General features: G+C 64.9%; 3 protein-coding genes and 2 pseudogenes. 2 read left to right on the top strand and 3 right to left on the bottom strand.

Features of this window, described 5'->3' with window-relative positions; all coding sequences use genetic code 11:
- Nucleotides 1–17: 17 nt before the first annotated feature.
- Nucleotides 18–1,202, top strand: a pseudogene (locus AS156_RS07070) (IS701 family transposase); the annotation flags it as partial.
- Between the two features lie 223 nt (nucleotides 1,203–1,425).
- Here AS156_RS07070 and AS156_RS40420 read toward each other — a convergent pair.
- From AS156_RS40420 to AS156_RS07050, 3 genes and pseudogenes are all read right to left on the bottom strand, one after another.
- A pseudogene (locus tag AS156_RS40420) lies at nucleotides 1,426–2,141 on the bottom strand (IS5 family transposase).
- A 255-nt stretch (nucleotides 2,142–2,396) separates the two neighbouring features.
- On the bottom strand, nucleotides 2,397–2,717 hold the full coding sequence (locus AS156_RS07055) for a 2Fe-2S iron-sulfur cluster-binding protein (RefSeq protein ID WP_066501816.1): 321 nt from the start codon (nucleotides 2,715–2,717) through the stop codon (nucleotides 2,397–2,399).
- A gap of 162 nt (nucleotides 2,718–2,879) precedes the next feature.
- Nucleotides 2,880–3,257 (bottom strand): Hpt domain-containing protein, encoded by a 378-nt coding sequence (locus tag AS156_RS07050; protein ID WP_066501868.1) that lies wholly within the window; start codon nucleotides 3,255–3,257, stop codon nucleotides 2,880–2,882.
- Between the two features lie 381 nt (nucleotides 3,258–3,638).
- On the opposite strand from AS156_RS07050, the gene AS156_RS07045 reads away from it, so the two are divergent.
- A complete protein-coding gene (locus AS156_RS07045) occupies nucleotides 3,639–9,794 on the top strand; it encodes an apolipoprotein A-IV repeat region-like domain-containing protein (RefSeq protein WP_066501814.1) in 6,156 nt (2,051 codons plus the stop codon).
- Nucleotides 9,795–9,895: the final 101 nt, after the last annotated feature.

The raw sequence follows: 9,895 nt of genomic DNA, 5'->3' as shown, positions 1-9,895 counted from the left end.
TGAATCCATGGGCAACCATGATTCGAAGATTGTGGGCGCAGGCAGCGTCAGTTGAAGAGACGCTTGCGTTGTGGGCTGCGTCGCTTCGGGAGGTTAAGAAGCGGATACGTCCGCTGTTCGGGCAAGAACGTGTTGCGAGGAACGCGGGCCTGTTTCTGGAAGGTCTGCTCGGTGATGAGCAACGCAAGACCGGTTGGATGCGCGCGGAGGCCGCTGGCGATCCTGGTCCTTGGCGGCAACAGGCGATCTTGGGTCGCAGCGATTGGGATGCCGATGCCTTGCGCGATATTGTCCGCGACTATGTGATGGAGCATTTGGCAGACGACGATGCGGTCCTCGTCATCGACGAGACCGGCTTTCTCAAACAGGGGAAGGCGTCGTGCGGCGTGGCGCGGCAATACACCGGTTCGGCAGGCAAGATTACGAACTGCCAGATCGGCGTGTTCGCTACCTACGTTTCGCGTCATGGCCATGCGTTCATCGATCGCGCATTATATCTTCCGAAGGAATGGACCGACGATCCAGATCGCCTGGAAGCCACATACGTGCCTGCCGACGTCGGTTTTGCGACCAAGCCAAAGCTTGCGACGAGAATGATCGCACGGGCGATAGCGGCGTCTGTCCCATTCAACTGGGTTGCCGGCGATACCGTTTACGGTGTTGGCGACCTCGAACAGCAATTGCGTCGGGCCGGCAAGGGCTACGTGCTTGGGGTCAACAGCGCTCATGTATTCCGATCCTGGGGCAAGCGACCGCCGGTCGCCGGGACGGCTGCGGAACTCGCCCGGACGCGACGCCCATCCGACTGGAAGCGCCTGTCGGCCGGTGCCGGAACCAAAGGACCGCGGCTGCACGATTGGTGTTATCTCGAACTAGCCGATCTCGATGCCGAAGAATTCAACAGCGTCGATCAAGGTCTTTGGACACGCGGTCTGCTGATCCGGCGTCGTATCGCTGATGATGACCTCGCCTTCTTCTCGACCTGGTGCCCGGCAGGAACATCAATTGAAACGCTGGTCGCGGTCGAAGGCCATCGATGGGCGATCGAAGACAGCTTTGAAACTGCGAAAAACGAATTCGGGCTCGATCACAACGAGAGCAGATCCTGGCATGGCTGGCACCGTCACGTGTCCTTGGTGATGCTCGCATTCGCCATGATGGCCGCAATCCGGCATCGCCGCCAATCCGACGCCGCCCAAAAAAACGAAACGGCGCCACGCGGCAAAAGCCAAAACAAAACCGCCCCCAAACTGATCCGCTGGTCACTCCAGGAAATCCGCCGCATTGCCATCAGACTTCATCGCACGCGGATCGAACCCGCGCTCATCATCGCTTGGTCCTTCTGGCGCAGAGCCCACCAGGCGGCAGCTCAACGGGCGCACCTCAAAGCAAAAAGACAACTGTAATGCTAGGTCGTGTGGACAGTTACCGCATCCATAGGACGATAGCAGCAAGAGTGACGACGGCTTGGTAATTTCTAGCTGTCTTTTCGAAGCGTGTAGCGACGCGCCGGAACTGCTTGAGCTTACTGAAGCAGCATTCGACAAGATGTCGCTGGGCATAGAGATGCTTGTCGAGCGGATATTTGAGAGCGCGTGAAGGGTTGTTGGGGATGACGGCGAGCGCGCCCTTTGCTGCGATGGCCTGGCGTAAGTGATCCGCATCATAGGCCGCATCGGCCATGACGACCTCGGCGGGCAATCCATCGATCAGTGTGGCGGCTTGCGGTGCATCACCCTTCTGACCTGCGGTGAGCGTGAACCGCACGGGACATCCCAAGCCGCGAACGGCCATATGTATCTTGGTGCTCAAGCCACCGCGCGAGCGCCCGATCGCTTGATCTTCAGACCCCCTTTTTTCGCCCCGGCGGCGTGCTGATGCGCCCGGACGATGGTGGAATCGACGATCAGATATTCGAAGTCCGGATCATCGGACATCGCCTCGAAGATCCGTAACCAGACCCCCTTGGTGCTCCATCGACTGAAGCGCCGAAACACGCTGTTCCAGTCCCCGAACACCTCCGGAAGATCACGCCAGGGAGAGCCCGTGCGCACGATCCAGAGCACCCCTTCCACGAACATCCGGTTGTCGCGTCCGGTCGAACCCTTCTGGTCAGGCCGGCCGATAATGAGCGGCGCCATCCGCTCCCAGGCCGCGTCGCTCAACACCAAACGATCCATCACACCCAAGGCCGCCTCCCAAAAAGAAGCCTTGAATCTGATTTGCTCTCAAAAGGGAATCCCTAGAGTCCACACTGCCTAGAGCATTGTCGGTTCTGGTGGGACCAGAACCGAAGCTCTAGATTCTTGTCTTGAGAGTCTTGTCTTGAGATTCTTGTCTTGCCGCGCTTTCTGTACGCGAACCGGTGTCCACTTCGCTCGAAAGCGCTTTAGAGTCTAGGCCTGCCGCTCTGGCGTCGACACGACGAGACCATCGAGTTCGTCGGTCACCTTGATCTGGCAGGACAACCGCGAGTTCGGCCGCACGTCGAAGCCAAAGTCCAGCATGTCCTCTTCCATCGGCGAAGGAGCGCCGACCTTCTCACGCCAGGCTTCATCGACATAGACGTGGCAGGTCGCACAGGCGCAGGCGCCGCCGCACTCGGCTTCGATGCCGGGAATTGCGTTGCGGATCGCCCCTTCCATTACGGTCGCGCCGTTCTCGATCTCAATGGTGCGTTTCTCGCCGGAATGGTCGATAAAGTGGATTTTGGCCATGATCGCTCGTGCTGCCGGAATACGCCGGACTATGGATGGAAAGGTCCCCGGCAGTCGTATAACGGGTCGCTCCGCACAGCGCTAGCGCCGGGGACTGAAAACCTGCCGGCCAGTCTGGGATTGGTCACGGGCCATTTTTGCAGGCCCTGGAGGGATCTGCAGCTAGGACTGCTGCAGGATCAGGTCGATTGCGGCGCGCGCTTCGGCAATGACGGTGCCGAGTTCGGCAAGCGGCTGCGACGGGTCGGAACCGCTGGAAAACGCCGTTTCCAGTCGGACGACGGCGTCGGCCACGCCAAACGCGCCGATCGCCCGTGCCGATCCCTTCAGTGTGTGGGCGTGGACGGGTGCCTCGGCCGGCAAGGCTGCCAGTTCGCCGAAGATCCGGGCCGACTGGGCCGAGAACATCGCCAGCACCTCTCGCTCGAGACCCTGGTCGCCCAGCGTCATGCGCCGGAGATGGTCGAGATCGATCGGACCATCGCCGGGCGCGAGCGGCGGCGATTGTGTCCATTCTACCCGTTCGAGATGCAGCGGCATGGCCAGTCCCTGTCGTCTCCCCAGGGCGCTCCCCGGCGGCTTATCGGCCCAGCCAATCATGAAACTGGTTAACGGATTGTTGTCGGGATGATCTGCAAATCCGCCCGATTCTGGACAATTTCAGGACACAATCGGCGCAGTTCGACAGGAATTCCGAGCTCCCATAAGGCTTTATGGCTTAAAGCTGTTAACGATGATTAAGAAAGTATTAATCGCAAGCATTTCATTCGCATCGCTCAGCCAATAGGATGTTTGCGGATGTAGCGGACAAGCCGCCGACGGGCACGCTTGCGGTCCGCTTTGGGCACCGGCTCGAGCTTGCGGGGGGACGTTCGCAAGGTCGCCGGACGCGTAAAATAAGTAAGAGGGCTTAGACTGAACATGGCGAACACTCCCAAGAAGGTCAAAGATCCCACCGAAGTCGCGCTTTCTGCGATCCAGGAAGCCCTCAACATCAACGAACAGAGCGCCGAGAAGTCAGACGCCACCGGCGAGCAGATCGGACCGCCGGCCGCGCCCGATTTCTCGGCGACGGCCTTCGATCCCCGCCCAAGCACGGACCGCACGCCGTTCGAGCCAATCGAGGAGCCGCGCGCGCCGCGCCGTGCTGCCAATGACGATCGCGAAACCATCGGCCAATTGCTTCAGTCGCTGCGCAAGGGCCGTCCCGCCCGCAACGCCTTCATGTTCGCGTCGATCGCGGCCGGCGCGTGGCTGCTCGGCTGCATCATCCTCACCGTCGCCTTCTGGCCGTCGCTGCAGGCAGGGATGGCCCAGGGCAGCGGCGTCCTGATGTTCGCTGGCCTTGCCGCGCTCTTCCTTGCGCCGATCCTGCTGTTCTTCTTCCTTGCGAGCCTCGCCTGGCGCAGCCAGGAAATGCAGATGATCGCGCAATCGATGGCACAGGTCGCGATCCGCTTCTCCGAGCCTGAGAACGCCGCCGCCGATTCCATGGTCACTGTCGGCCAGGCGATCCGCCGCGAGGTCGCGGCGATGGGCGACGGCGTCGAGCGTGCGATCGCGCGCGCTGGCGAACTCGAGACCCTCGTCGCCAATGAAGTCGCAGCGCTGGAACGCGCCTATTCCGACAACGAGGTGCGCATCCGCGCATTGCTGCAGGACATCGCGCACCAGCGCGACAACCTGGTCGGCCAAGCCGAGCAGGTGCGCAGCGCGATCTCCGGCGTGCAGATCGATCTGCGCCACGACATCGCGCTGATCTCGGATGCGATCGCCTCGCGCGTCGACGAGGTCGCCAAGAGCATCACCGGCGCGCTGGAAGAGCGCGGCCAGCACATCACGACCGCGCTGGGCCACGCCGGCGACAACATGATCCTCGCGCTCGGCGAGCGCGGCGGCGACCTGCTCGACCGCCTCGAGGAGGCCAGCGCCGAGACCACCCGCGCCGTGATGGACGCCTCGGAGCGGCTGACCGCCAGCCTCAACTTCAAGACCGGCCATGTTCACGACGAATTCGTCGACCTGGCCGATCGCATCCACGAGATGCTGAACGAGCGCATCGACCGCATCACCGGCGACTTCGAGCAGCGTTCGTCTGTCATCGTCGACGGCATCTCAGACCGCACCGAGCTGGTGCACGATTCGCTCAAGAACTCGGCAGACTCGTTGCTGCTGGAGCTGGAGCTGCGCAGCAATGATCTCGTCGGCAAGATCGACGACGCCGGCAACCGCCTCGCCGGCCAGATCATGACCTCGGGCGACAAGGCGAGCGACGCGCTCGACGTCACCGTCAATTCGCTGGTCGCCAAGGTGGTGAGCCAGACCGAGACCGCACACGACTCGCTGTCGCTGCAGATGAGCGCGTTCGACGAGCTCGTGAAGAACCATGGCAGCGAACTCGCCGAGAGATTTGCCCGTGACTCCGGCACGCTCGGCTCGCTGATCACGCGCCACATCTCGGAATTCGACCGCACGGTGAAGACCTTCGGCGGCGACATCGTTGAGCGCATGGGCCAACGGACCCAGGACATCGCCGACAGCCTGAAGACCTATGTCGATACCTTCGATCATCGCGTCAGCTCGAACAGCGGCCAGATCACCGCCACGCTCGACCAGCGCCTGCTGCAATTCGAGACCACGCTCGGCGACCGCGTCACCAACCTCGACGCCTCGCTCGACAACAAGCTGTCGACCTTCGACAGCTCGCTCGCCGGCAAGATCGGCTCACTCGACAACTCGCTCGACGGCCGCCTCAGGTCGCTGGACGACACCATCGATGGCCGCCTTAAGACGCTCGAAGTCACCTTCGAGAGCCGCGCGCGGTCCGTCACAGACGCCATCGACGGCCACCTCGGCACGCTTGCGACCTCGCTGACCGACGGCGCCGCCCAGGCGATCCAGTCGATCGACTCGCGGCTCGGCCTGCTCTCCACGACCCTGACCGAGGGCACAGTGCAGGCGATCGCGGCGGTCGATCACCGCATCAACCACGTCACCGAGACCATCAACGGCCACAGCGATCGTCTCGCCGAGACCATCAACGGTCACAGCGCGCACCTGAGCGACACCATCTCGGCGCGCTTCGTCGACGCCCAGCAGGGTATCGAAACCCGCGTCGGCGCGATCGCCAACGACATCGACACCCGCGTCGCACAGTTTGAGGACCTGCTGGGTTCGCGCGTCGAGGCCGTCGCCGGCCGCATCGAGAGCAGCGGCCGCCAGGCCAGCGACGACCTCATGGCCCGCGCCGAGCTGCTGTCGTCGAGCATCAGGTCTCATGTCGAAGACGCCGAGCGCTCGCTCACCAACCTCGTGGTCAACACCAGCGAGACCATCCAGACCGGTGCGCGCGCGGCGCAGCAATCGCTGCTGACGGTGTCCAGTGACGTCGGGGCCCAGCTCAAGCTGACCTCGACCGAGGTCGAGGGCGTGCTGACCGCCGTCGGCACCAGCGCCGCCAACTCGATCCTCAGCAGCGCCCGCGACGCGCAGGCAGCGCTAGTCTCCTCCTCCGGCGACGTCGCCTCCCAGATCAAGGCTCTGTCGGCCGATGTGGAGCGTACGCTGCAGGCCGCCGGCAGCGCTACCGCAGCCTCGGTGCTGTCGGGCGCCCGCGAAGCCCAGACCACGCTGGTCGGCGCCTCCGCCGAGGCCGCCAGCCAGGTCAAGTCGTTGGCCAGCGACGTCGAGCAGTCGCTGTCGATGGCCGGCTCCGCCGCCGCCGAAGCGATCACGACCGGCGCCCGGGAAGCTCAGACCATGCTGATCTCGACGTCGACCGACGTCACCAGCCAGGTCAAGTCGCTCACCAGCGACGTCGAGCGCTCGCTCTCGCTCGCCGGCACCGCCACCGCGGAAGCCGTCGTCGCCGGCGCCCGCGAAGCCCAGAGCGCACTGACCGGTGTGTCCACCGAGACCGCAAACCTGGTCCGCACGCTCGCCGCCGACATCCAGCACTCGCTCTCGACGGCCGGTACCGCCACCGCCGAGGCTGTCGTCGCAAGTGCGCGCGAGGCCCAGACCACACTTGCCGGCGCATCCACCGAAGCGACCAACCTGGTCCGTACACTGGCGGCCGATATCGAGCACTCGCTCTCGGCGGCCGGCACGGCTACGGCCGAATCTGTCGTCGCCAGCGCCCGCGAGGCCCAGAGCACGCTTGCCGGCGCATCCACCGATGCGACCAACCTGGTCCGGACACTGGCAGCCGATATCGAGCGCTCGCTGTCAATGGCCGGCACGGCTACGGCCGAATCCGTCGTCGCCAGCGCCCGCGAGGCCCAGAGCACGCTCGCCGGCGCGTCCACAGAAGCCACCGACCTGGTCCGCTCGCTCGCCGCCGATATGCAGCGCGCGCTGTCAATGGCCGGTTCCGCGACCGCGGAAGCGGTCACCGCAGGTGCACGTGATGCCCAGAACACGCTGGTCAACGTGTCGGCCGAGGCCGCGAGCAAGGTGACGGCGCTTGCCGCCGACATCGAGCGTTCGCTGTCGATGGCAGGCACCGGCACCGCCGAAACCATCACGGCCGGGGCCCGCGAGGCGCACAACGTTCTCGTCACCGCATCGTCGGATGCCGCCAACCACGTCAAGTCTCTGGCGATCGACGTCGAGCGCACTCTGACTGCCGTCGGCGCCAACACCGCCCAGACCATCCTCGGCAGCGCACGCGAGGCCCAGACCTCGTTCGCGGCAACCTCCGCCGACGCGGCAAGCCAGATCCGCGAGATCTCCGCCGAGATCGAGCGCTCGCTGACCACGGCCGGTGCGGAGACGGCGCAGTCCATCCTCGGCAGCGCCCGCGAGGCCCAACTCTCGTTCGCGGCGACCTCCTCCGATGCCGCCAACCAGATCCGCACGATCTCCACCGAGATCGAGCGCACGCTGACCGCGGCCAGCACGGAGACGGCGCAGACCATCCTCGGCAGCGCCCGCGAGGCCCAGACCTCGTTCGCGGCGACCTCCGCCGATGCCGCCAACCAGATCCGCGCGATCTCCACCGATATCGAGCGCTCCCTCGGCGCGGTCACGGCCAAGACCGCCGACAACATCCAGACCTCAGCGCAGGCCGCGCAGGCGGCGTTGATCAACATGTCCAGCGAGGTCTCGACCAAGGTCAAGTCGACCGCAGCCGACATCGAGCGCTCGGTGCTGTCCGCCTCGAGCTCGTTCGGTTCGGCGATGACCGGCAAGACCGACGAGATCGTCACCTATGTGCAGCAGCAGACCGATCGCCTGTCGCAAATGGTCGACAGCCGCCGCGGCTCGCTGGTCGAGGCGCTCACCGCCAAGACCACGCAGCTTGCGACCGATATCGATCGCTCCACCGCCGATGCGCTGAAGGCGATCGAAACCCGCGGCCAGGCGTTCTCGCAGACGATGGCGGCGCATGGCAGCGATGTCGCGCGCAATATCACTTCGGCGGGCGATCAGGCGACCGGCGCCGTGGCGAAGTCGCTCAAGGACCTCGAGCACGCCTCGCGCGCGGCCATCGACCAGTCGCGCCAGGTCTCGATCTCGGCGGTCACCGAAATGCAGGAGACCAGCAAGATCCTGCGCACCGACACGGTGGCCTTGTTCGAGCGGCTGCGCGAGGGCAACATCCTGCTGCAGGAAGTGCTGACCGGCGCCCACGACAACCTCAACTCGCTGGAGCGCGCGCTGGTGACCCGCGTGGCCGACTTCGTGTCCGCCATGAACGACGTCACCTCGCGCAACGGCGTGGCGACCCAGACCCTGGAAGACCAGCTCACGGTGTTCAACAGCAAAACCGGCAAGGCGCTGGAGGACCTCGGTCAGCTGTCGAGCCAGTTCGAGACCCATGGCAAGGCACTGATCGATGCGGCTGCCGTGGTGGAGCAAGCCAACCACTCGACGACGGCTTCCGTCAGCGAACGCAAGGAGGCGCTGGAATCGTTGGTCACGACCATCGACCTGCGCACCACCGATCTCGACCAGCGGCTGTCGCGCTTCACCGGCCTGCTCGATGAATCGCTGGCTGCGGCCGAAGAGCGTGCTCGCGACATCGCGCGCGTGGTGGCGGAGACCGCCGGCGCTGGTTCGGCGGCGATCAGCCGGCAGTTCGAGGCGGTGCGGCTTGCCGCCGAAAACGAGCGTCAGCAGACGATCGACGCCATGAACGACCTGTACCAGCAGAGCAACGCCGAGACCGATACGATGTTCAAGGAGTCGACGGAGAAGTTCTCCGCGATGGTTACGGCGATGAAGCAGATGGCCACCGAGATGCACAACGAGCTCGAAGCCACCCGCAACGAGCTGCGCCGCGGCGTGCTCGAAATGCCGCAGGAGGCTGCCGAGAACACGGCGCAGATGCGCAAGGTGATCGTCGACCAGATCGAGGCGCTGGCCGAGCTCAACCGCATCGTCGCACATCATGGCCGTGGGCTCGATGTCGTCAGCGCCAGCCGCGCCAGCATTCGCCAGGAGGAGCCGATCATGGCAGCCGCTGCCGGCGGCGGCGGGCGCAACGATGCGCGGATGCGCGACAATGGCAACAGCGCCTCGACGCTGCCGCCCCCGGATCTCGGCGTGCAGAACCTGGGCTTGCAGAACTTGGGCATGCCGACCTCGCGTCGCACCGAGGCGCCGCCGGTCAGCCCGGCGAGCACCGACAATGGCGCCGGCGACGGCTGGCTGTCGGATCTGCTGAACCGCAGCGACGCCGCGCCGCCCTCGCCGAGCCGCGAGGCCCCGCGCCTGCGTCCGCAACAGCAGCCCGCCAATCCGCTGGAGTCGCTGTCGCTCGACATCGCTCGCCTGATGGACCGCAACCTCGCCGCCGAGATGTGGGATCGCTACCAGCGCGGCGAGAACAAGGCGTTCTCCAAGCGCCTCTATACGCCGGCCGGCCAGAAGGCATTCGACGAGGTGGCGCGAAAGTATCGCTCCGACCGCGGCTTCAAGCAGACGGTCGACCGCTACATTGCCGAGTTCGAGCGGCTGCTCGACGAGGTGGCCCGCGACGGTCGCGGTCCGCATGAGCTGCGCAGCCACCTGACCTCGGAGACCGGGCTGGTCTATACCCTGCTCGCGCACGCAGCGGGACGGCTGGCGTGAGCAGGCGAGTTGGCACATAGCGAATGGAAACGGAGGCCGAAGGGCCTCCGTTTTCGTTTTGGACGACGTGGCGCGCGCGGTAGCGTTGACATGCCAGCGCT

It is taken from the genome of Bradyrhizobium macuxiense (genome assembly GCF_001542415.1).
GTDB classification, from domain to species: Bacteria; Pseudomonadota; Alphaproteobacteria; order Rhizobiales; family Xanthobacteraceae; genus Bradyrhizobium; species Bradyrhizobium macuxiense.
This window is presented reverse-complemented; position numbering and strand designations above follow the sequence as displayed.

Coding starts and splice junctions, on each gene's coding strand:
- AS156_RS07055 (WP_066501816.1), bottom strand. CDS start 2,717: ATGGCCAAAATCCACTTTATCGACCATTCCGGCGAGAAACGCACCATT.
- AS156_RS07050 (WP_066501868.1), bottom strand. CDS start 3,257: ATGCCGCTGCATCTCGAACGGGTAGAATGGACACAATCGCCGCCGCTC.
- AS156_RS07045 (WP_066501814.1), top strand. CDS start 3,639: ATGGCGAACACTCCCAAGAAGGTCAAAGATCCCACCGAAGTCGCGCTT.